General features: G+C 40.6%; 25 protein-coding genes and 6 tRNA genes. 29 read left to right on the top strand and 2 right to left on the bottom strand.

Features of this window, described 5'->3' with window-relative positions:
* The first annotated feature begins 17 nt into the window (after window positions 1-17).
* From G8761_RS21805 to uvsE, 8 genes are all read left to right on the top strand, one after another.
* Window positions 18-362 (top strand): DMT family transporter, encoded by a 345-nt coding sequence (locus tag G8761_RS21805; RefSeq protein WP_166030065.1) that lies wholly within the window; start codon window positions 18-20, stop codon window positions 360-362.
* On the top strand, window positions 362-679 hold the full coding sequence (locus G8761_RS21800; RefSeq protein WP_166030064.1) for a DMT family transporter: 318 nt from the start codon (window positions 362-364) through the stop codon (window positions 677-679). The genes G8761_RS21805 and G8761_RS21800 overlap by 1 nt, the downstream gene beginning before the upstream one ends.
* Window positions 680-1,185: 506 nt before the next feature.
* Window positions 1,186-2,253, top strand: a complete 1,068-nt coding sequence (locus G8761_RS21795; RefSeq protein ID WP_166030063.1) for a D-alanine--D-alanine ligase — start codon at window positions 1,186-1,188, stop codon at window positions 2,251-2,253.
* Between the two features lie 187 nt (window positions 2,254-2,440).
* Entirely contained in the window at window positions 2,441-3,817 is a 1,377-nt protein-coding gene (locus G8761_RS21790; RefSeq protein WP_166030062.1) for a UDP-N-acetylmuramoyl-tripeptide--D-alanyl-D-alanine ligase, read from the top strand.
* Between the two features lie 272 nt (window positions 3,818-4,089).
* Window positions 4,090-4,773: an alpha/beta hydrolase gene (locus G8761_RS21785; protein ID WP_166030061.1), complete on the top strand. Its 684-nt coding sequence runs from the start codon at window positions 4,090-4,092 to the stop codon at window positions 4,771-4,773.
* 304 nt (window positions 4,774-5,077) lie between these two features.
* Window positions 5,078-6,565: a degradosome RNA helicase CshA gene (cshA, locus tag G8761_RS21780; RefSeq protein ID WP_166030060.1), complete on the top strand. Its 1,488-nt coding sequence runs from the start codon at window positions 5,078-5,080 to the stop codon at window positions 6,563-6,565.
* A gap of 319 nt (window positions 6,566-6,884) precedes the next feature.
* Window positions 6,885-7,040: a hypothetical protein gene (locus G8761_RS21775; RefSeq protein ID WP_166030059.1), complete on the top strand. Its 156-nt coding sequence runs from the start codon at window positions 6,885-6,887 to the stop codon at window positions 7,038-7,040.
* Window positions 7,041-7,097: 57 nt separating this feature from the next.
* The gene (gene uvsE / locus G8761_RS21770; RefSeq protein WP_166030058.1) at window positions 7,098-8,063 is read left to right on the top strand and encodes a UV DNA damage repair endonuclease UvsE; all 966 of its coding nucleotides are present in this window, start codon (window positions 7,098-7,100) and stop codon (window positions 8,061-8,063) included.
* Window positions 8,064-8,468: 405 nt separating this feature from the next.
* Here the strand turns inward: uvsE and G8761_RS21765 are convergent, their stop codons facing one another.
* On the bottom strand, window positions 8,469-9,197 hold the full coding sequence (locus G8761_RS21765; RefSeq protein WP_166030057.1) for a rhomboid family intramembrane serine protease: 729 nt from the start codon (window positions 9,195-9,197) through the stop codon (window positions 8,469-8,471).
* A 101-nt stretch (window positions 9,198-9,298) separates the two neighbouring features.
* On the opposite strand from G8761_RS21765, the gene acpS reads away from it, so the two are divergent.
* The 14 genes from acpS (at window position 9,299) to G8761_RS21695 (ending at window position 20,907) form a co-directional block, all read left to right on the top strand.
* Window positions 9,299-9,655, top strand: a complete 357-nt coding sequence (acpS, locus tag G8761_RS21760; RefSeq protein WP_166030056.1) for a holo-ACP synthase — start codon at window positions 9,299-9,301, stop codon at window positions 9,653-9,655.
* A 217-nt stretch (window positions 9,656-9,872) separates the two neighbouring features.
* The gene (locus G8761_RS21755) at window positions 9,873-10,886 is read left to right on the top strand and encodes a LolA family protein (RefSeq protein WP_166030113.1); all 1,014 of its coding nucleotides are present in this window, start codon (window positions 9,873-9,875) and stop codon (window positions 10,884-10,886) included.
* Between the two features lie 243 nt (window positions 10,887-11,129).
* A complete protein-coding gene (gene alr / locus G8761_RS21750) occupies window positions 11,130-12,302 on the top strand; it encodes an alanine racemase (protein WP_166030055.1) in 1,173 nt (390 codons plus the stop codon).
* Between the two features lie 199 nt (window positions 12,303-12,501).
* Window positions 12,502-12,783 carry a YlcI/YnfO family protein gene (locus G8761_RS21745; RefSeq protein WP_027324003.1) on the top strand — a complete coding sequence of 94 codons (282 nt, stop codon included), beginning with the start codon at window positions 12,502-12,504 and terminating at the stop codon, window positions 12,781-12,783.
* 4 nt (window positions 12,784-12,787) lie between these two features.
* Window positions 12,788-13,138 (top strand): type II toxin-antitoxin system endoribonuclease NdoA, encoded by a 351-nt coding sequence (gene ndoA, locus G8761_RS21740; RefSeq protein ID WP_009795787.1) that lies wholly within the window; start codon window positions 12,788-12,790, stop codon window positions 13,136-13,138.
* 541 nt (window positions 13,139-13,679) lie between these two features.
* Window positions 13,680-14,513, top strand: a complete 834-nt coding sequence (locus tag G8761_RS21735) for an RsbT co-antagonist protein RsbRA (protein WP_166030054.1) — start codon at window positions 13,680-13,682, stop codon at window positions 14,511-14,513.
* On the top strand, window positions 14,510-14,866 hold the full coding sequence (locus tag G8761_RS21730) for an STAS domain-containing protein (RefSeq protein WP_027324001.1): 357 nt from the start codon (window positions 14,510-14,512) through the stop codon (window positions 14,864-14,866). The genes G8761_RS21735 and G8761_RS21730 overlap by 4 nt, the downstream gene beginning before the upstream one ends.
* 4 nt (window positions 14,867-14,870) lie before the next feature.
* A complete protein-coding gene (locus tag G8761_RS21725; protein WP_027324000.1) occupies window positions 14,871-15,272 on the top strand; it encodes an anti-sigma regulatory factor in 402 nt (133 codons plus the stop codon).
* Window positions 15,273-15,282: 10 nt separating this feature from the next.
* Entirely contained in the window at window positions 15,283-16,293 is a 1,011-nt protein-coding gene (locus tag G8761_RS21720) for a PP2C family protein-serine/threonine phosphatase (RefSeq protein ID WP_166030053.1), read from the top strand.
* 62 nt (window positions 16,294-16,355) lie between these two features.
* Window positions 16,356-16,688 (top strand): anti-sigma factor antagonist, encoded by a 333-nt coding sequence (locus G8761_RS21715; protein ID WP_166030052.1) that lies wholly within the window; start codon window positions 16,356-16,358, stop codon window positions 16,686-16,688.
* Entirely contained in the window at window positions 16,685-17,158 is a 474-nt protein-coding gene (gene rsbW, locus G8761_RS21710) for an anti-sigma B factor RsbW (RefSeq protein ID WP_166030051.1), read from the top strand. Before G8761_RS21715 ends, rsbW begins: the two co-directional genes overlap by 4 nt.
* A complete protein-coding gene (gene sigB, locus G8761_RS21705) occupies window positions 17,136-17,927 on the top strand; it encodes an RNA polymerase sigma factor SigB (protein WP_166030050.1) in 792 nt (263 codons plus the stop codon). Before rsbW ends, sigB begins: the two co-directional genes overlap by 23 nt.
* Complete coding sequence (locus G8761_RS21700; protein ID WP_166030049.1) at window positions 17,924-18,520, top strand: PP2C family serine/threonine-protein phosphatase; 597 nt, start codon at window positions 17,924-17,926, stop codon at window positions 18,518-18,520. Before sigB ends, G8761_RS21700 begins: the two co-directional genes overlap by 4 nt.
* 212 nt (window positions 18,521-18,732) lie before the next feature.
* A complete protein-coding gene (locus G8761_RS21695) occupies window positions 18,733-20,907 on the top strand; it encodes a Tex family protein (protein ID WP_166030048.1) in 2,175 nt (724 codons plus the stop codon).
* 16 nt (window positions 20,908-20,923) lie between these two features.
* Here G8761_RS21695 and cmpA read toward each other — a convergent pair whose 3' ends face one another.
* Window positions 20,924-21,037: a cortex morphogenetic protein CmpA gene (gene cmpA / locus G8761_RS21690; protein ID WP_166030047.1), complete on the bottom strand. Its 114-nt coding sequence runs from the start codon at window positions 21,035-21,037 to the stop codon at window positions 20,924-20,926.
* A 91-nt stretch (window positions 21,038-21,128) separates the two neighbouring features.
* On the opposite strand from cmpA, the gene G8761_RS21685 reads away from it, so the two are divergent.
* The 7 genes from G8761_RS21685 to G8761_RS21655 all read left to right on the top strand — a co-directional run bounded on the left by G8761_RS21685 (window position 21,129) and on the right by G8761_RS21655 (window position 22,845).
* Complete coding sequence (locus G8761_RS21685; protein WP_166030046.1) at window positions 21,129-21,602, top strand: SprT family protein; 474 nt, start codon at window positions 21,129-21,131, stop codon at window positions 21,600-21,602.
* Between the two features lie 272 nt (window positions 21,603-21,874).
* A tRNA-Asn gene (locus tag G8761_RS21680) sits at window positions 21,875-21,949 on the top strand.
* Between the two features lie 5 nt (window positions 21,950-21,954).
* Window positions 21,955-22,042: transfer RNA gene (locus tag G8761_RS21675), tRNA-Ser, on the top strand.
* 18 nt (window positions 22,043-22,060) lie between these two features.
* Window positions 22,061-22,132: transfer RNA gene (locus tag G8761_RS21670), tRNA-Glu, on the top strand.
* Window positions 22,133-22,477: 345 nt separating this feature from the next.
* A tRNA-Asp gene (locus tag G8761_RS21665) sits at window positions 22,478-22,553 on the top strand.
* A gap of 8 nt (window positions 22,554-22,561) precedes the next feature.
* Window positions 22,562-22,636: transfer RNA gene (locus G8761_RS21660), tRNA-Gln, on the top strand.
* Between the two features lie 133 nt (window positions 22,637-22,769).
* Window positions 22,770-22,845 (top strand) — tRNA-Lys (locus tag G8761_RS21655).
* Window position 22,846: the final 1 nt, after the last annotated feature.

Below are 22,846 nucleotides of genomic sequence, written 5' to 3'. Positions count from 1 at the left end.
ATTAGGAGGTACAAAAAATGGCCTGGATTTATTTGTTTGTTGCGGGCTTAAGTGAAATAGCCTGGGCTTATGGCATGAAATATTCGAACGGTTTCACCAAGCCGGTTCCTAGTATAATTACTGTTCTACTAATCATGTTTAGTTTTATTTTATTTGCAAAAGCAATGAAGACCATTCCGGTAGGTACAGCCTACGCTGTTTTCACCGGAATTGGAGCAGCAGGTACAGTTGTTGTGGAGATGATATTTGCCCACCATATCGGACTGACCAAGATTTTCTTTCTTGGGCTGCTGATTGCCGGAATTATTGGATTAAAACTCACTTCCGGACCCGAAAATGAAATTGCAGAGGAGAAAGAATAATGGCCTGGTTTTTCTTACTATTAGCCGGATGTGGAGAAATTGGTTTTGTTATTTTTACTAAACTATCCGATGGATTTAAAGTACATAAATTCACTGTTTTATCAATTGTTTCAGGTGTTTTGAGCTTGTTTTTTCTTTCTAAATCGCTTTTGTCCATACCGATTGGGACAGGATATGCTATATGGACCGGAATAGGAGCTGCCGGAAGTGTTATTTTGGGTATGCTTTTCTTTGGGGAATCAAGAGATAAAAAACGAATTTTATTTATCGCAATGATCATTTTCAGCGTTTTGGGTCTCAAGCTTATTAACGTATAATAAACGGCGTGAAATTGCGCCGTTTTTTCGCCGTTTAGGAAATCCAGGAGAGACGTCTGTGACCAGCTGCATGCGGCTTTGCGACGAGCTGAAGGTGGGCTTCTTCGAATACTTTATGGGCGCAGGAGCACAAAGGAGACTCGCTTTCCCCGGAGGAGTCTCCCGGCTTCCGCTCCAATCAACATAGAGCAAATCACCAATGAAATTTAACACCTTTTTAAAAATTCAACATTAAAAGGGGTTAACAGAGCTTTATTTTTCAAAAGAGGTTGGAGAATAATCTTGACAATTTTTTGATAGCAAGTTTTCAGGCAAGCAATATGTTTCATAAAATAAGAAAGAGGAAACAGTATTGCTGAGGAAAAAACCATAAGAAGATTATTCTGCTTTGAAAAAATTAACAATAACTAGAATTCAAGGTATATAAATCTTGTCAGGTTTTCTTTAGGCACTTCATTTATAAAATGGTAAAATAAAAATGTCTGATGATTAATTGGAGGTTCATTATGAAGAAAAAATTAGGTTTATTGTATGGTGGTAAATCGGCTGAACACAAAGTTTCCTTGCAAACTGCTCTTGCAGTTATAAAAGCACTTGATCTTGAAAAATTTGAAATTCATCCAATTTACATAACAACAGAAGGACATTGGGTTAAAGGTCCTCAGCTTCAAGGTCCAGTTGAAAATGTTAAAGCTTTAGAATATTCCCAGGAGGATAGTAGAACGGCTTCCGCACTTGCTCCTGCCTTATTCCAGGAAGGAAGCACAATGGATGTCATTTTTCCGCTTCTGCATGGCCCGAATGGTGAAGATGGAACCGTTCAGGGACTGCTGGAGCTTCTCAATCTTCCTTATGTAGGAAACGGTGTTCTTGCTTCTGCAGCAGGTATGGATAAAGTCATCATGAAGAATATCTTTGCACAAGCTGGTCTAGGACAGGTAAAATACACTGCCTTTATCAGAAGTGAATGGGAGCAGGAAAAAGAAAAGACATATGAAACGGTGGAAGCTGAGCTTGGCTATCCTTGTTTTGTAAAACCTGCAAATCTTGGATCTAGTGTAGGCATCAGTAAATGTACTTCACGCAGCGAGCTGGAGACTGCGTTTAAAGAGGCTTTCCAATTTGACCGTAAAATTATTATTGAAGAGGGAGTCACTGCTCGTGAGATAGAAGTAGGCGTCATGGGAAATGATTCTCCTGAGTGCTCAGTAGCCGGAGAGATTGTTCCTAAGGTAGAGTTCTATGACTATAAAGCGAAGTACGAAGACGGTGATACTGCTTTAATTATCCCGGCAGATGTAGAAGCAGAACAGTACGAAGAGATCAAAAAGATGGCAATAAAGGCATTTAAAGCCCTTGATTGTTCAGGTCTGGTCCGAGCAGACTTTTTCTTAACCAAAGATGGCAGAATATTTATCAATGAGGTCAATACAATGCCTGGCTTTACGCCATTTAGTATGTTCCCTCTGCTATGGAAACACACAGGTGTCGAATATCCTCAATTAATCGAGCGCCTGGTAGAGCTTGCTGTTGAACGCCATGGTGAAAAACAAAAAATTAAGTATACATTCTAATATTCTCTATGACTAAACATCGTGTGACACGGCCGCAGCGCCGTGTCCATTCGTTTTAATAAACTCAAACTTTAAAGGTTTTTCTGCTTGCACGGTAAGCGAAGGCTTTTTTAAAAGCTTGATGGATGTGCATGAATTTACCGCATTAAGGCATATAAGCTTTAAAAGAAAGGAAAGGGAGGCCACTATGATTAAGCGTTCTTTGGCACAAGTGTCAAAAATGGTTTCGGCCCTAAATGATATAACCGCATTTCAGGATACAGAAATTACAGGAGTATCCATCGATTCACGTAAAATTGAAAAAGGAAATCTGTTTATTCCTTTTAAGGGGGAGAAGGCAGATGGCCACAAGTATGTAGAGGATTCGATTAGAAAAGGAGCATCAGCAGCTTTATGGCAAAGTGATGTTCCAAATCCTCCTTTGCATCTTCCTATTATTATTGTTGAAGACTGTTTAATTGCACTTCAGGAACTGGCAAGAAAATATAGAGAAGAACTGCCGGTTAAGGTAGTAGGTATAACGGGAAGCAACGGAAAAACTACTACAAAGGATATGACATTTGCGCTTCTATCGCTAAAATATAAGGTCCTTAAAACCGAAGGTAATTACAATAATCATATCGGCCTGCCTTTGACTGTTTTAAAACTTTCTGAGGAAACAGAGGTAGCGGTACTTGAGATGGGAATGAGCGCCAGAGGAGAAATTGAATTTCTTACAAAGCTGGCGCGCCCTGATGCTGTTGTCATAACTAATATTGGGGAATCTCATATGCTTGACCTTGGTTCAAGAGAAGGTATTGCAGAAGCAAAGCTTGAAATTCTGCAAGGGCTGAAAGACGGCGGTTTGGCTATTCTCCACGGTGATGAGCCTCTATTAATGGATCGGATTAAAGAGCTTAAAGGCAATATTCGAATTGAAACATTTGGAAGAAGCGAGCGGAATCACCTTTATCCAGTTGAAATCATTCAGGCTGAAAACGGCAACAGCTTTAAAACAAACCGTTCCAGGGAAGAATTTTATCTCCCTGTGCTTGGCACCCATAATATCTTAAATGCTTTGGCGGCGATGCTGATCGCAAATGAATTTTCAATTCCTTTTGACGAAATGGGTACAGGTTTAAAAAATATTAAGTTAACCAATATGAGGATGGAACTGGTAGAAGGCACCCATGGGGAAAAAATCATTAATGACGCGTACAATGCAAGTCCGACCTCCATGATTGCCGCAATTGAACTGGTTTCGAATTTGTCAGGTTTTGAAAAAAGAATTCTCGTACTTGGAGACATGCTTGAATTAGGACCGCAGGAAGAAGAGTATCATCATCAAATCGGAGAAATGCTTGATCCAGAAAAAATCAGCATGCTCTTTACTTATGGTCAATTGGGTGGGCATATTGCCAAAGGAGCCCAAGGATCATTAGGTAAAGAAAGGGTATTCTCTTTTGCAGATAAAACAGAGCTTATTGATCAATTGAAGCAAAATGTTGACGATAAAACGCTGGTTTTAGTAAAGGCATCACGTGGAATGAAGCTTGAAGAAATTGTTGCTTCATTGCAAAAATAAATAAAATCCAGCAGTAATTTATGGGTTAAAAAGGAAAAAAACAGGGTACCCTTTACCGGAATGGGTTTTTTAGCTAATCAGTATCTCTATTCAGAAATTCTGAACACACGACGGACAGAACAAGGAAAGCTTCGTCAACCTTGACTCTCACGAAGGAAAAGCAAAACTTTTTCGAGATTGTACCGTTTTGAGCGTGAAAAGCAACACATAGGCACCCGCCAATAAGACATGCCGAATGCGAAGTCTTTCTAAGAATTGCCAGGTGATTTAATATGATTGGCTGTTTGTGTATCCATGGATTTACCGGAGCTCCCTGGGAAGTAGAGCCTCTTTCAGAATTTTTATTAAGTAAGACCGACTGGAAAATTGTTGTGCCTACTTTGCCTGGACACGGAGAATTCCTCTCCCTCAAAGGGATCCGCTACCAGGAGTGGATTGAACACGCAGAAAGTGAATTAAAAAAATTATTATTATCCTGTGAGAGGGTTTATGTAATAGGTTTTTCGATGGGCCGGTTAATTGCAAGCTACCTGGCAGGGAAATATCCTGTCGAAAAGCTTGTTCTACTGAGCGCTGCTGCTTATTATATTAATCCTCCTCAGCTTGCGGCTGATCTAAAGGAAATGTTTCGTGATGCTATACAGGGAAAGATTACGAAGAATGAATTATTTCTGCGATATAAAGGGAAAATAACACAGACCCCAATAGAAGCCACGCTGCAATTCCGCAGGCTAGTTTCTTTTACCAGGCCCCTGCTGCCATTGGTGGAAGTGCCCACTCTCATTGCCCAGGGAGAAAGCGACGGCATTGTACCTCTAAAAAGTGCAGAATATATTTATACAAATATTGGGGCGAAAGAAAAGAAGCTAACATATATTAGAAATTCAAAACATCATATTTGCCATTGTGATGAAAAAGAGGCCCTTTTCTCACAAGTACTTGGTTTTTTAAAGTGAAAAATCTTTTCCTGTGTTTTTCAGAAGTACCACTTTATTGCAATAAACCAATAAAAGTGTTAAGATTATTCTCAACGTGTCTAGAAACGTAACCTCGGGCGTACTCTTTTAAGAGAATGTCTTTTTTGCTAAAATTAGATGGGTTAGTATAATTTCGGCTTTAATTTGCTGCATGCACCGTCCGAAAATTCTCGGATATTGAAGGCCCTCCAGCTTAAGGAAAGCTGCGTGCGTCTAAATTTATTGGATCAGCACTTAAAACTTAAACTATATATAGTAAGATAAATGAAGGAGAATGAAAACATTGACAAAGTTTCAAGAATTAGGCCTTAGCCAGGCTACTTTGAAAGCAGTCCTCAAAATGGGTTTTGAGGAAGCAACCCCTATCCAGTCTGAAACGATTCCATTGAGCCTTGAAAACAAGGATTTGATCGGACAAGCGCAAACAGGTACTGGAAAAACAGCTGCATTTGGAATCCCATTGGTAGAAAAGATTGATGTTACTAAAGAAGCGATTCAAGGTATCATCATTGCCCCAACTCGTGAACTTGCCATTCAGGTTTCCGAGGAGCTTTATAAAATCGGCAGCGGCAAAAAGGTTCGCGTGCTACCAATCTACGGAGGCCAGGACATTGGGCGTCAAATCCGCTCATTGAAGAAAGCGCCGCATATCATTGTTGGTACACCAGGACGTGTTCTTGACCATATTAACAGAAAGACCCTTAAGCTTGACCAGGTTCACACTGCTATCCTTGATGAAGCAGATGAAATGCTGAACATGGGCTTTATCGAAGACATTGAAGCGATTCTAGCTCAGATTCCAACAGAGCGCCAAACATTGCTATTCTCGGCAACAATGCCGGCACCAATCCAAAGAATGGCTGAAAGATTCATGAAGGACCCACAAATTGTTCGTGTTAAGACAAAAGAAATGACTGTTCCTTCCATTGAGCAATATTATCTTGAAGTTCAGGAAAAGAATAAATTTGATGTCCTAACAAGGCTTCTTGATATTCAATCTCCTGAATTAGCGATTATTTTTGGCCGTACAAAGCGCCGGGTTGATGAGCTTTCTGAAGCTTTAAACCTTAGAGGATATACTGCCGAGGGAATTCATGGTGACTTGAGCCAGGCAAAACGTATGTCTGTTCTTCGTAAATTTAAAGAAGGCAATATCGATATACTTGTGGCAACAGACGTTGCGGCAAGGGGACTTGATATTTCTGGCGTTACACATGTTTATAACTTCGATATTCCGCAGGATCCGGAAAGCTATGTTCACCGTATTGGACGTACTGGCCGTGCTGGAAAAACGGGTGTTGCCTTAACCTTTATAACACCGAGAGAAAAATCTTATCTTTCAGTTGTTGAAAGAACTACAAAACGCAAGATGGAAAAAATGAATGCTCCAACTCTTGACGAGGCACTTGAAGGCCAGCAAAAAGCAGTTGTTGAAAAAATTGTAGCAACAATTGAGTCCAACAACCTGCATTATTATAAAGCTGCTGCCCAGGAGCTTCTTGAGGAAAATGATCCGCAAACAGTTGTTGCTGCAGTTCTTAAAATGCTGACAAAAGAACCTGATACTACACCGATTAAATTGACAGAGGAACAGCCTCAAGCTCAACGAAGGGACCGTAAACCTCAGGACCGCAAGAGAAGCTATGGTGATAATCGTTCTAGCGGAGGCGGCGACCGCGACCGCCGGAAGAAAGCTCCGTTTAAGCCGAGATCCGGTGAAAAGCGAAGCTCTGCAAAATCTTCATCAAAGCCAAGAAGCTTTAACCATTAATATTCAAAGAGTATGGGATGTTCCCATACTCTTTTTTTATCGTTAGGAAATTATGGATTTTTACCTTTTGGATAACTCCGAACTAGGTTGTTGTAATCTAGCTCCAGCGCCCAGCCAGTTTTCCGCGAGAATATTCTTCTTTGAATATCTTGTGAGGAGCATGACCGATAGGCGATGATTCGAACAGCTCGGTGTCATAAGCCAAATCACTTCAGAAATCAGGACAAGGAACTCTTCGGAGGCCTCAGAATCGCACGAAGCTTTAGCTTTTCCGAGGATGACTACGTGATTTGTCTTATGCCTGTTGGAGGCCCACACGATGTGGGTCAGGAAGGCGTTGCCACAGGACAAGGAAAGCTCCGGCAGCTTTTACATCGCACGAAGAAAAGCGCAGCTTTTCGAGGGCGTGGCGATTTTAGCCTTTCATCATCTAACCAGGGCGCTTGCGCCTTTTGTTCTTAATCCCTTTTTATAAGTGTTATTAGACCTCTCTAGATAGGGGATATTATAAAAAACACAGAGAGGTGCTTGTATGACGATTGTACGGCTTGGCTATGTTGCAATGAGTATGGAACTTCAAAATTGCTCTCCGTCACAGACGATGACTTTTTCGCAATTCAGCAAGCTAAAGGACAGGGAGGCTGCAATAAAAAAGCTTGAAAGAATTGCTATCAGCAATATAGAAAATTGTATACGTTTGCTTAAGCATAATAATGCCAGTGAAATCCACTTCTTTCGTTTAAGCTCGAGGCTTGTTCCACTTGCCAACCATGACGAATTATCTGATTGGGACTTTATGCAGGCGATTCGCGGGCCGCTTTCCCAAATGGCTGATTATATTGCAGAACATCCTTCAAGAATTGATTTTCATCCCGATCATTTTGTGGTCCTTAATTCTCCAGTCTCGGATATATTAAAAATTTCCTTAAAAACTCTAAGGATGCATGAACTCCTCCTAAAAGGTATGGGGATAGATATTGAGCATCGATGCGTTTTACATGTGGGCGGGGGATATAACGATAAAGAAAAGGCATTAGAGCAATTTATTCATAATTGGGGCTTCATTAAACCTGAAATTCAAAGGATGGTCATGCTTGAAAATGATGATACTACCTTTACACTAAAGGAAACCCTGTATTTATGTGAAAAACTGGGCATTCCGATGGTGTTTGACTATCACCATCATAAAGCAAACCATGAGACCGACGACTGGGAGGATGATTGGGGGCGTGTTGTTGAAACTTGGAACAATTCCACGCTCCCCCTTAAAATGCATATTTCAAGCCCACGGTCAGAAAAGGAATTCAGAGCCCATTCTGATTATGTCAATCCGGAATTTTTTCTTGATTTTCTTAGCAATGTGAAAGGTTCTGTTCCAGAAATCTACTGTATGATTGAAGCGAAACAAAAGGATGCAGCTTTATTTAGACTGATGGAGGACCTGACAGGTAAGGAGGGAATAGAAAAAATCGATGGATCGAGCTTTAAACTGATATAAAATAGTTTTGCTTGTATGAACGTGGACTCGGAAATTTTGACTGTTTCTTTAAACTAATTGGTCCTTCATAAGATAGGGGCAGTTTTTTTAAAAGGCTGGGTTAAAGAACAGTGTTGATTTTATCTATGTTGATTGAAGCGGAAGGACACGAGACTCCAGCGGGAAAAGCGGGTCAAGGGAGACCCCGCAGGAGTGAAGCGACGAGGAGGCTCCCGAACTGCCCGCCGAAAGCGAGTGTCTTCGTGACAGGCAAAAGGCGGCCTGTCCCTGAGGTGATTCTTCATAGAAGCATTCCTTTGTGGAGCGAAAATCAACAACCAAGTTTAACAAAGCCTTTCAAAAAGGAAACCAAGAAAAGTGACGTGTGCAAATCACACGTCATTTCTTATATATTTAAGATTCTTCTTATTTTTGAATAAAAATTCCGAGCAGGGCAAAAAGGATAATAGCCCCCCATACAAGAAGCTTTAAAGGAGATTGCCTGGAGACATCCCGTCTTTTGGAGGAAGCCCACCGAGCTACTTCCGAAGCCGAACGGTTAAGTGAATTACGGTTAAAATGGCCAAGGGAACCAATCAAAAAGCCAGCAGCCAATCCGCATAAGTGAGCCGCTATATTGATATTAGGCTGAAGGAATGTCATGACAAGGCTTATCGCCAGGAGAATTAGAATAACTTTTGAGTTATCTACGGAGATGAAGTTCTTCTTAAAAACAATGAGGGCAGCATAAAAGCCGAAAATACCAAAAATGGCTCCACTGGAACCTACATGAGTATAGGAAAGGGGTTCAAAGAAAAATGTCCCCACGTTAGCAAGGAATCCACATAACAGATAAATCAGGAGGAATTTAAGGCTGCCAAGCCATTTCTCCAATGCAGGCGCAAATAATATAAGAGAAAAACTGTTAAATAGCATATGAGCAAATCCACTGTGCATAAACATGGGGGTTATAAGCCGCCAATACTCCCCTTCAGCAATATAAACATTGACCCCGGATAAAGTTTGGATAAACCAAAAATTAGGGAGAAAAGGAAGAACGGTAAAAAGGTATAATAAGAGATGAATGGATACTATGAAAGATACGGCCGGATAAAATCGGATAAAATCCCTAAAGCTTTCGGTTCTTGTAAACATGGGAGACCTCCTGAACGATTCTATTTATCATCATAGCCTGAATAATGAAGTTGTACACTAATATATATGAAAAGCGGACTAAAATAGAAGGAGATGTCCAAATGATTCGTGGTACTGGAATTGATATTATTGAATTATCCAGAATAGAAGAAGTAATGAAGAAACAAATCAAATTTATAGACCGCATTTTAACTCCTAATGAAAAAATTCGTTTTGAAGCCGTTGGGGGGAAAAGAAAAATTGAATTTCTTGCTGGCCGATTTGCTGCAAAGGAAGCCTTTTCGAAGGCTAATGGTACAGGCATTGGGAAAGATTTATCCTTTTTGGATATCGAAATTGGCACAGATGCTTTTGGGAAACCGTTTATTGTTAAGCCGGAAGTAAAGGCCCACCTTTCAATTTCGCATAGCAAAGAGTACGCAGTTGCACAGGTGATTATCGAAGAAGAAAATTTTTAATCAGATTATAAGATTTACCCAACTCCTATTAGAATCGTGAAGCATATTCAATCAGGTTGTCTCATATATTCATAATGCAATAGGAGAGACAAGGCTGACTAGCCATTTGATCCGGCAATTCATTTTTTCTCGCCTTAGGGGAGGGACGTTGAATCAAACGGATACGGCCTTTTTTCTCCTCATTCAAGCTGAATACGAGACAAAGGGAGTTGAAGGAATGAGAAAGAAGATATTGCTGCTTTTTGCCGGGCTTATGGCTATCTTTGTACTGGCTGCCTGTGGAACAAAAACACAGGAGGATGTAGTCAAGGATTTAAACGGTAAAATGGAAGACTTATCTGGTTATAAAGCGGATGCCAAAATGACACTTCAAATGGGTACTTCACCTCAAGTGTACAATGTGGAAATCTGGCATAAAAACCCTGCTTTTTACCGGGTAAACCTCATGAATGCCAAAAAGGACCAAAGCCAAATGATTTTAAGAAATAATGAGGGAGTCTTTGTTTTAACACCTGCACTCAATAAAAGCTTCCGATTCCAAAGCGATTGGCCGCAAAACAGCAGTCAGGCATATCTCTATGAATCATTGATTAAAGATATTATCCAGGATAAAAATGCTAAATTCTCATCATCTAAAGAATTTTATATTTTTGAGACAAAAACCCGCTATCAAAATAATAAGATGCTTCCAATTCAGGAAATTAGATTAAATAAAAAGGATCTTTCACCAGCATCTGTGAAAGTGATGGATAATGACCATAATCCTTTGGTTACAGTGGAATTTAAAAATGTAAAATTTAATGCAAGCTTTGAAAAAGATGATTTTGAAATGAAGAAAAATATGACAAGGGCACAGCTAAATCTTCCAGCAATGGCTCAAACGATGGATAAAGCTTTTACTGTTAAATATCCAACGGCGGTTATTTCCGGATCCAAGCTTTTAGAAGAAAAAGAAGTAACCCTGGAGGATGGAAAAAGGGTTGTCCTTACCTACAAAGGTAAAAAGCCATTTACTCTCGTTCAGGAGAAAATCGTCGCCAAGCCTGCTGCTGCAATCCCAACTGTTGTAAACGGAGAGCCTGTAGACTTAGGCTTTACGATAGGTGCCGTCTCCGGGCATAGTATATCCTGGACTCAGGATGGAATTGATTATATGATTGCTTCCAAAAAATTATCTGAGGCTGAGTTAACCACGCTCGCCCGTTCCGTTCAGGGAGACGTAGTAAAATGATTTTTTAACAGGTTCCTAAAAGGAGCCTGTTTTTCTTTTTAAGGGAAGACTCTATAGGATTTTTACTTCGACTGGTTACAACTTTAATTTTTGCCAATTGTTCCTATGGCCAGTTATATATTTGACATTGGTGCGGCAGAGTTTGATAATCGAAATATTGAAAGTATGATATGAACTGTTTTATAGTCTTGAATAAGGGCTTAATTGCAGTTGGATATAGAGGCAAAATAGGAAGTGACAAAAATGGAAGAACAATTATCATTCTATCGGGATACCTGGGCAGAGATTGACTTAGACAGTATTGCTGAAAATATTAGAGCGATCAAAAAATTGATTCCTGAACAAGTTAAGGTTATCGCTGTTGTAAAAGCGAATGCATATGGCCATGGTGATGTGCAGACGGCAGAGGCGGCACTTGAAGCAGGGGCAGAAATTTTAGCCGTAGCGTTTATGGATGAAGCATTAGCGTTAAGAAAAAAGGGTATTTCTAATCCTATTTTAGTACTAGGTGCTACCCGGCCACAGGATGCACAAGTGGCTGCCGAATATAATATCACTCTTACTGTTTTTCAAAAAGAATGGCTCCGTGAAGCAAATAATCATCTGGAATCAGGCCATAGACTAACTATTCATCTTAAACTTGATACAGGGATGGGAAGAATCGGCATTCGCAGTCCAGAAGAGCTTAGATCGATTGAAGAATATCTTATAGAGGAAGAGAAGTTTGATTATGAAGGTATTTTTACCCATTTTGCCACAGCGGATGAACTAGATACAGAGTATTTTCATCAGCAGCTTGCAGATTTTAAAAATATGCTTGGTGCTTTGAGAAAAGCCCCTCGTTTAATTCACTGCAGCAATAGTGCCGCGATGCTGCGCTTTCCGGAGGCTTTATTTAATGCGGTCCGCGTTGGAATTGCGATGTACGGTTTAACTCCATCACCGGAAATGGAGAATATACTTCCTATTCCGTTGAAAGAGGCCTTTTCACTCCGCTCCCGCCTTATTCATGTTAAAAAGGTGAAGAAAGGAGATAAGGTTAGCTATGGTGCTACTTATGAAGCACCTGGGGAGGAATGGATTGGGACCATTCCCATCGGTTATGCAGATGGCTGGATCCGAAGGCTGCAGGGGCAAGAGGTTATTGTCCAGGGAGAGCGTGCCCCCATTGTTGGAAGAATCTGCATGGATCAATGTATGATTAGGCTTCCTGGGGAAGTTCCCGTCGGAACCACGGTCACTCTTATCGGTAAGCAGGACAGCCAATTTATATCGGTTAATGAGATTGCCAAAAAGCTTGAAACCATTAACTATGAAGTTCCTTGCATCATAGCGAGCAGGGTGCCAAGAGTTTATAAACAAGGTGGAAATATAGTTAATTTAAAAAACTATCTGCTTCAAAATGAATGGGAATAAAAGTTTTCATGTATAAAAGTATATTTTTTTTGCTGATAATACAGAAGAATTGTGCTGATTGGTCTTTGCATTGGGCTTGAATAATGTTATTATTAAAAATGGTAGAGAGAAATCAGAGACAGTAAATAAATCGCTCAATTGCCTCAGCGAGGCTATTCGAGGAAAAAATGGTGTGTAGTGATGGTGGAGGTGTATGTTTGTGTCCGAAACAGGCGCAACAACGGAGATCTTAGTTAAATTACCGCAACATCTTTTAACCGAATTAGATGGTTTTGTTAAGCAGGAAAATGTAAATCGAAGTGAATTTATTTATCAGGCTACAAAAATGTATTTACGCGAACGTAAAAAGAGACAAATTCGCGAAGCCATGAGACGCGGTTATCTGGAGATGTCAAAAATTAATTTGACTATTGCATCAGAAGCGTTCTTGGCAGAATATGAGGCAGAACATACAGTAGAACGTTTAGTCAGCGGAGGATAATCCCTTGATTGTCAAACGTGGCGACGTTTATTTTGCAGACCTATCCCCAGTTGTTGGTTCTGAACAAGGCGGCGTCCGTCCTGTTCTTGTCATCCAAAACGACATCGGGAATCGGTTTAGTCCCACAGTAATTGTTGCAGCTATTACCGCTCAAATACAGAAAGCTAAGCTGCCGACTCATGTTGAAATTGATGCGAAACGATATGGTTTTGAACGAGACTCTGTCATATTATTAGAACAAATTCGTACAATTGATAAGCAGCGCCTAACCGATAAAATTACCCATCTCGATGACGAAATGATGGAAAAAGTGGATGAAGCCTTGCAAATAAGCTTAGGTCTCATCGAGTTTTAACATAAAAGCACGCTCTTCTTTAAGGGCGTTTTTTTATACATAATCCGTATACCTCATATTCTTTTAGTGGCAGGCCGATTGGCTTGCCCTTTTTTTATATATTGGTCTAAGTTAAAGCTTATTGTTGATGTGCCAGATACAGATTTGAAATCATCAGGGAGTCTTTACAGGGCCTATCTTTAATAAGGCTCTTTTCTAAGAGATTGTTGCAATTCAGAGAAATTGTGAGAAAAAACAGGCGAGACCCCTGCTGGGAAGGCTCCCGAGCCGCCCGAGGAAAACGAATTGCTTGGAACGAATTAACATCGTCTAATAAAAATAAATTCATAAAAAAATTATTTAAAAAAATAATAAGAGGAGGTTTAATGGTTACAACAAGAGGGTAAAAAAGAAAGTCGTAGTGTAAAGTGGGCGATTACTTTTTATTGACTGTATAATATAGATATCATTTAATGATAGATATAAGATGATAAATTTATGAACTTTTCTGGTTGGTATTTAAATTGAGGACAGGTTAATTTTTAAGTATAGGGAGGAAGGAATGGAGAATCTGATCTTAGAGTATATTGGAACGAAAAAAAATGAAATAACGTCCGAATGGATGGAAAAGATGAGAAGCCGGACTGACGAGCGTGCTTTAAGGCTTGTGTCGGACGATATGTTTGAAAGGACAAGCGGTGAGTTTGTTGAATTAATGATTTCGAACCTGAAAGAGTCGAAGGAAGAATTTAATAACCGTTTGACTGACTTTGCCGAAAAGGTTGTCAGACTTGGCTGGCCATTGCACTTTGTTATTGAAGGCTTGCAAACCTTTAGCAAGATTTTATGGGAAGGCATGCTCCGGCAAGGCGAAGTACATGAGGGAAACCAGATGGATGTTATATATGCATTTGACCGCTGGCTTAGTCCTCTTCAAAACGAAGTAGTTGATAACTATTCCCGAACTTGGGAGAGAACTGTTTCTCTGCAAAAAATTGCACTGCAAGAACTTTCCGCACCTCTTATTCCTGTGTTTGACGGAATAACAGTAATGCCTTTAGTAGGTACCATTGATACGGAACGTGCAAAACAAATCATGGAAAATCTGCTGACAGGGGTCGTAAAGCATAGATCTGAAGTAGTTTTAATAGATATTACAGGAGTGCCTGTCGTCGATACGATGGTGGCACACCATATTATTCAGGCAGCGGAGGCCGTCCGGCTGGTAGGGGCAAAATGCATGCTCTGCGGCATTCGTCCTGAGATTGCTCAGACAATTGTAAATTTAGGAATTAACCTGAACCAATTTACGACGCAAAACACCCTAAAAAAAGGGATAGAAACGGCGCTTGAAATGACAAATTGTAAAATTGTCAAAGTGGAGGGAGCAAATTGAGAATACCTATTTTGAAACTGCATGATTGTTTATTAGTATCTATTCAATGGGAATTGGACGACCAAACCGCCCTTCAATTCCAGGAGGACCTGCTTCATAAAATTCATGAAACAAGTGCCAATGGTGTGGTGATTGATATTACATCAATTGACTTTATTGACTCCTTCATCGCTAAGGTATTGGGCGATGTTATTAGCATGTCTAAACTAATGGGTGCTAAAGTTGTTATTACAGGAATTCAGCCTGCCGTCGCCATTACGCTGATTGAATTGGGAATAGGGTTGGAAGATGTCCTCACCGCCTTAGATCTAGAAAAAGGTTTGGAGAAATTACAACAGGAATTGGGGGATTAAGTTTATGGGGAACCAATCCTGCGTGAAAATTTTGAATGAATGGGACATCGTTGCGGCCCGTCAGCTGGGGCGAAACGTTGCAAAAGAGCTTGGTTTTGGCACGGTCGACCAGGCGAGAATTACCACTGCGATAAGCGAACTTGCCAGGAACATCTACCTATATGCTGGACAGGGACAAATATGCATCGAAAAGATATATGATGGGGGAAAAGCAGGATTGAAAATAATTGCTGCTGATAATGGACCCGGCATAAATGATATCCGGCAGGTAATGGAGGATGGCTTTTCAACATCAGGCGGCCTTGGAGCCGGACTGCCCGGTGTCAAAAGATTAATGGATGAGTTTGATATTGATTCATCACCCGGAAGCGGGACAGATATAATTGCGACCAAGTGGCTCCGTTAGGAGGGGGATTATGGATTTTCGGGAAAAAATGGAACAGGAGTATCGGGAAATTTTAATAAATTATTTAAAAAACCAATCGGAACAATCTTTGTATCAGGGGCAATTGTTCAGCAGGCATACCCTCGAACAGAAAATTTCTCCAGAAGAAATTGTTAGCCTCCATAAAAGCTTGCTCCTCGAGCTTTATCCAGAAGTTCCCGAGAGTGTCTTACATTCTTTCGACATATTACTTGAGGTTATGATGGGTTATGGCGTTGCCTATAGGGAACACCAAAGCCTCAGGAATAAGCAGATGGAACTGCGGACAGAAATGGAAATTGCAGCAAATGTACAGCAGACACTTCTTGGAACATCTATCCCGGATGTGGAAGGATTAGATATCGGAGCATTAAGTGTTCCTGCAAAACATATGAACGGGGATTACTTTCACTTTGTAGTGGATGAAAATAACTGTATAAATGTAGCTATAGCGGACGTTATCGGGAAAGGCATACCTGCTGCCCTTTGCATGTCGATGATCAAGTATGCAATGGATAGCCTGCCAGAAAACCGGAATGCCCCTAATCTTGTCCTTGAAAGCCTAAACCGGGTTGTGGAACAGAACGTAGACCCAAGTATGTTTATTACTATGTTTTACGGCATGTATAACCCTGAAAATCATACCATTTATTATTCATCTGCAGGACATGAACCTGGATTCTTCTTTCAGAAGGAAACAGAGGAATTTTCAGAGCTGGAAGCCAGAGGACTACTTTTGGGAATAGATAAGAAAACCAAGTACCTTCAGTTTGAAAAAGAAGTCCTGCCTGGCGATATGATTATTTTAATGTCCGATGGAGTAACGGAATGCCGGACAGAAGAAGGGTTTCTCGAAAAAGAGGAATTGATTGGCTATATTCGAAAATACATTCATTTAAGCGCACAGGAAATAGTAAATAATATTTATAAAGATCTTGAAAGGCTTCAACATTTTCAATTGCGTGATGACTTTACATTAATCATTATTCGAAGAAATGTTTAATCACCACTGAAAGAGGGTAAACGAATGAGGGAGCAATTGAACAATAAAGGGGTGGGTCATAGATGAATATAAAAATAGATGTAAAAGAAAAAGATTCCATATTAGCAGTTAAAGTAAGCGGAGAGGTAGATGCTTATACAGCACCAAAGCTTCGCGAGTCCATTTTTCCGTTATCTGAAAAAGAAAATGTCAAAATGGAAATTGACCTTACAGAGGTTTCATATATGGATAGTACCGGACTTGGTGTTATCGTTGGTGTGTTTAAATCTGTTCGTTCCAACAACGGAGAATTCCGTTTGGTCGGATTGTCGGATCGCCTTAAAAGACTTTTTGAAATAACTGGACTGGCAGATATCATTGATATCAACAGCCAGATAGAGGGTGGAGTGCAATGAATCAAGCGTTTGACTATATTGAAATGAAGATTCCGGCGAAGCCCGAGTTTGTGGGTGTGGTTCGTCTAACCCTTTCTGGCATTGCCAGCAGAATGGGATTTTCTTATGATGACTTGGAGGACTTAAAGATTGCTACAAGCGAAGCTTGTACCAATGCAGTTCAGCATGCATATAAGAATAACGAGCCAGGCGAAGTCCTCATCGGTTTTGGATTATATAAAGACCGCCTTGAAGTGATGGTAGCGGATAGCGGCAAGAGTTTTGATTTTGAATCAGCTAGACAAGGTATTGGCCCTTACGACGAAAATGATTCCGTGGAGTTTCTTCGTGAAGGAGGTCTGGGGCTGTACTTAATAGAAACGTTAATGGACGAGGTTAGAATTCATCATAAGGAAGGCGTTACTGTCTTTATGACTAAATACCTTGAAGGAGAGCAGGTGGAGATCGATGTCGAAACAATCTCAACCTAACTCTGGTAAACAAGATATTAACGAATTAATCAAAGCATATCAGCTTCACCAGGATGAAACAGCGCAGGATCAGCTCGTCGTCCATTATAAAAATCTGGTAGAAACCATTGCGCGCAAGTATTCAAAAGGCCGCTCATTTCATGAGGATATTTTTCAGGTTGGGATGATTGGTCTGCTGGGTGCCATTCGCCGCTATGATGAATCGTTTGGAAAAAGCTTTGAGGCTTTTGCGGTGCCAACGATTATCGGTGAAATTAAACGGTTTTTACGCGATAAAACATGGAGTGTGCATGTTCCTCGGCGTATAAAAGAATTAGGACCCAAAATTAAAACAACAGTTGAAGAATTAACAACCAAGCTCCATCGTTCACCAAGGGTGGATGAAATAGCTGAAATGCTTGATGTATCAGAAGAAGAAGTGCTGGAAGCGATGGAAATGGGTAAAAGCTATCAGGCGCTTTCAGTTGACCACTCTATTGAGGCTGATTCGGATGGTGGAACCGTTACTCTGCTAGATATCGTCGGCAGTGTAGATGAAGGTTATGAAAAAACTAATCAAAGGCTTGTTCTTGAAAAGGTTCTTCATGTGCTTACAGAACGGGAAAAGAAAATCATTCAGTATACCTACCTGGAAAACATGAGCCAAAAGGATGCCGGAGATAAACTTGGAATTTCTCAAATGCATGTATCGCGATTGCAGCGGAGGGCTATTAAAAAGCTGCAGGAAGCGATTCATTCAGAGGCCAATAATTCGGAGTGCCTTTCATGAACCATTTAATCAAAGATAATATCGAAGTCTACGCATACCAGACGGCTAAGGAAGGCAAAGCCTTTTGCGGGGACAGCTATTATTTTGTAGCAACAGATGACTACTTTGTCTGTGTCCTTGCGGATGGGCTTGGCAGCGGAGAGTATGCCTACGAGGCATCCCACGCTTGCGTTGAGGCAGTTGAAAAATATCACCACGAAGATGTGGACACGATAATGAAACACTGCAATGAGGTTCTTCTGCATAAAAGAGGAGCAGCTGTGTCGGTTTTCAAAGTCTATTTCCATGCAAGGGAGTTTGTATACAGCTGCGTGGGCAATATCCGTTTTTTCCTTTACTCATCAAAGGGGAAGCTGACCTATCCTCTGCCCGTTACGGGATATCTATCGGGGAAACCGCAGACGTATCATACACAGCGTTTTTCCTTCGATCCTCATTCCAAATTCCTTATTTTTTCCGACGGATACGATTTCCAAGGAATCAAGTCTTTGCTTAAAGGTTTGTTTCCGGTAAAGATGATTGCCGAAGAAATTATTGCTAACCATGCAAAGTCCAATGACGATGCAACATTCATAGTAGGAAGCTTACTCTGAAAAGGGTAGGCTTTTTTGTTTTGTAAACCGTTGATTTCGTAAGCGGCTGTTAATAGGATGGAAGACTAAAGTAACATTAAAACTAAACAGCGGCTCACATTTAAAAGATGGATAAAAGTACCGTTTTTCTTTTTGAAATTGAACGATAATGAAACAGGGCATTGTATTTGATACAATAATAACCAGAGAAGGATTTAATGGAGGATGGTTAAATGAAGAGCGTTCTAGATAAAAACGAACAGCTTTTAAAACGAATAGCTGAAGAGCAATCATTTACTTATAAACAAGTTAATAGTGTTATTTCTTTATTATCAGATGGAAACACAGTTCCGTTTATTGCCCGATACAGGAAGGAACAAACCAGAGCCCTGGATGAAGTCCAAATTAGAAATATTCAGGAGCGGTGGCAGTACATACAAAATCTTGAACAGAGGAAAAGTGAAGTTCTTCGAATCATTGAGGAGCAGGGGAAACTTACGGTTGAACTAAGCGAGAAAATCAACAATGCGGCCAAGCTTCAGGAGGTGGAGGATTTATATCGCCCCTATAAGCAAAAAAGGCGAACAAAAGCAACGATAGCCAAGGAGAAAGGGCTTGAGCCTCTTGCGGAATGGCTTTTAGCAAGTCCTTCTGGGGATGTAAATATTGAGGCTGAAAAATATATCTCTGATGAAAAAGAGGTTGTTACAGCAGAAGATGCGATTTCAGGAGCAAAGGATATTATAGCTGAAGTGGTATCAGATGACGCTGAAAGTCGTAAGTGGATCAGGAGAGAGACATTTAAGTCCGGAATGCTAGTATCATCTGTAAAAGATGCTGAAAAAGATGAGAAGAATATATATGAGATGTACTATGAATACGAGGAACCGGTAAGCAAAATTGTTCCACACAGAATTCTTGCAGTTAACCGGGGGGAGAAGGAAGAAATTCTAAGAGTAGGCATTAAAGTAAACTCTGATACCCTGGTTAATTATCTTTCAAGGAAATGGATAAAAAACGACCGCTCCTCAGCAGCATGGATTATCAGAGAGGCTATCGAGGATGCTTATAAAAGGCTCATTCAGCCATCAATTGAAAGGGAGATCCGAACAGAACTTACAGAAAAAGGAGAAGAACAGGCAATCCATATATTCTCCGAAAATCTTAAAAATCTTCTTTTGCAGCCTCCGTTAAAAGGAAAAGTTGTTCTTGGAGTCGACCCGGCCTATCGTACTGGATGTAAGCTGGCTGTTGTAGATGATACAGGAAAGGTATTAAAAATCGATGTCATTTATCCGCATCCGCCTGTAAATAAACCAAAAGAGGCAAAAGAAAAAATAGTAAACATTTTAAATGAATTCACTGTCGAAATGGTAGCGATCGGGAACGGTACTGCTTCAAGGGAAACAGAACAGTTTATTGCTGATATTCTTAAAGAAGCTAAAAATGAAATTTATTATCTGATTGTAAATGAAGCTGGTGCAAGTGTTTATTCCGCCTCTGACCTGGCAAGAGAAGAGTTTCCTGATTTTCATGTTGAAGAAAGAAGTGCGGTTTCGATTGCACGGCGGTTACAGGACCCACTAGCTGAGTTAGTAAAAATTGATCCTAAATCAGTGGGTGTTGGGCAATACCAGCATGATGTATCACAAAAGAAACTATCTGAATCGCTGCACTTTGTTGTTGAGACAGCGGTTAACCAGGTAGGTGTAAATGTAAATACTGCTTCCTCCTCATTGCTGCAGTATGTTGCAGGTCTTAATAAAACAGCTGCAAATAATATTGTTAAGAAACGGGAGGAGGAAGGAAAGTTTACAAGCAGGGCACAGTTAAAGAAGGTTCCCCGTCTTGGCGCTAAAACATTCGAGCAAGCTATAGGGTTCTTAAGAGTACTGGATGGCAAAGATCCTCTGGACAGGACAGGAATCCATCCTGAAAGCTATGATGAAGTTAAAAAACTTCTCGCAAATCTTGGTTTTACAACTAAGGCTCTCGGAACCGATGAACTACAAGAGGCATTAAGCAAGCTGGATTTAAAAGCCGTTTCAGCGGAGTTAAATATAGGAGAGTTAACATTAAAAGATATTATTGACGCATTGGTAAGACCAGGACGTGATCCTCGTGACGAACTCCCTCGACCGCTTCTTAAAAAAGATGTTCTTAAATTGGAGGATCTTAAGCCGGGAATGGAACTGCAGGGGACAGTTCGAAATGTAGTTGATTTTGGAGCGTTTGTAGATATTGGAGTAAAACAGGACGGTATGGTCCACATTTCCAAACTAAGAAAACAATTTGTCAAACATCCAATGGATGTCGTATCGGTTGGAGATATTGTAACAGTTTGGGTTGACTCGGTTGACATGAAAAAAGGAAGGGTAGCCCTAACGATGCTTCCTCCTTCAGAATAAACCTAAAGCACTGTTCTCAGGAACAGTGCTTTTTTTGATAAAAGAACCAGCATTGGTTTAATAACTTGATTTGATAACGGTCTTTTTCATAAAAGGCCCTTTTCATTTGGTTTTGAAACCATATCGGCATAACTAAACCTCCCGAAAAAGTCATCCGTAAAAGTTATTTTCAATGTATGCTATAATAGGTTGTCATGTTCTGGATAAAGTGAGGATAATTAATGGAAGAAACAGAACTTCAGGATTTAGTGGAGAGGATATCATTAAATGATTTTGGCAAGCCCTTCTGCCATAAGGCTATATTTAATAATAGACTTCGGTCAACAGGTGGAAGATACCTTCTGCGATCACATAACATTGAAATAAACAAAAAGTATCTGGAGCAGCTAGGACAGGAAGAATTAATCGGTATTATAAAACATGAGCTTTGCCACTACCATCTTCATCTTGCGGGAAAAGGGTACAAGCATAGAGATGCTGATTTTCGTGCGCTTCTAAAAAAGACAGGGGCACCGAGATTTTGCAATTCACTTCCTGATGCACCGAAGAGAAGAACTGCAAAAAAGATCCTTCTTTATAAATGTTCTAGCTGCGGCCTTCAATATAAAAGAAAAAGATCAATAAACACAACTCGTTATGTATGTGGGAAATGCAGAGGACGTTTAGTAAAAGTCGGAGAAGTGCAGGTACAATAAGGGGCATTTCTCTCGGCGAATTTTTTATTAAAATCGTCTTGACTTTGTAATACAACGTCATTATAATGTAAAGAGTCGACAAGATAACAACTTGTCCGGCTAAGTTAATAGACTGCTTTATTTTATAACTATTCCACAGTAGCTCAGTGGTAGAGACGAGCGAAACATCATGAATAAGCTTCGAGTTGTACACGCCGAGCCGCAGCTTGCGGATCTTTCTGAGGCGGGGACACAGTCTTTGAAAATGAGTTTAGGAATTACAATTTAATTATTCCACAGTAGCTCAGTGGTAGAGCTATCGGCTGTTAACCGATCGGTCGCAGGTTCGAGTCCTGCCTGTGGAGCCACTTTTGGGGAAGTACTCAAGAGGCTGAAGAGGCGCCCCTGCTAAGGGTGTAGGTCGGGTAACCGGCGCGAGGGTTCAAATCCCTCCTTCTCCGTAGAAAAAATTTTATTTCGGCCCCTTGGTCAAGCGGTTAAGACACCGCCCTTTCACGGCGGTAACACGGGTTCGAATCCCGTAGGGGTCATCAAGGATGGGGAATGACTCAATCTCATTTCCTGTTCTTAAAACATTATATTTTGAAAGTGGTCCCGTGGTGTAGCGACGAGCGAAGCTTCGGTGAATCAACAACAAGTTGTCTCGACGCATTCACTTCCATGATTATTCTGGAAGAGGAAGAGACAGTTTTACGTTAATCTAGAGCATCGAATTAAATACTTTAAAAACATGGTCCCGTGGTGTAGCGACGAGCGAAGCTTCGGTGAATCAACTGCGAGTTGTCTCGACGCATCTGCTTCTATGAATAACCTGGAAGAGGAAGAGACAGTAATGCGTTAATCTTAGAACATCGAATTAAATACTTTAAAAACATGGTCCCGTGGTGTAGCGGTTAACATGCCTGCCTGTCACGCAGGAGATCGCCGGTTCGATCCCGGTCGGGACCGCCATTTTTTATTGGGCTATAGCCAAGCGGTAAGGCAACGGACTTTGACTCCGTCATTCGTAGGTTCGAATCCTGCTAGCCCAGCCATTGTAAGCCATTAGCTCAGTCGGTATTGCAACGATCAAAGCATCTGTGAATGATCTGCGAGTTGCGAAGTAGAACATAAGTTTTACGGGATAATTGACTGAAACCTTATATATTTAGGGAACTATCCCTTTATGAGCCATTAGCTCAGTTGGTAGAGCATCTGACTTTTAATCAGAGGGTCGAAGGTTCGAGTCCTTCATGGCTCACCAT

The organism is Neobacillus terrae (assembly GCF_011393025.1).
GTDB classification, from domain to species: domain Bacteria; phylum Bacillota; class Bacilli; order Bacillales; family Cytobacillaceae; genus Neobacillus_A; species Neobacillus_A terrae.
The sequence above is the reverse complement of the archived record's forward strand: the minus strand, read 5'-3'. Positions and strand labels throughout refer to the sequence as shown.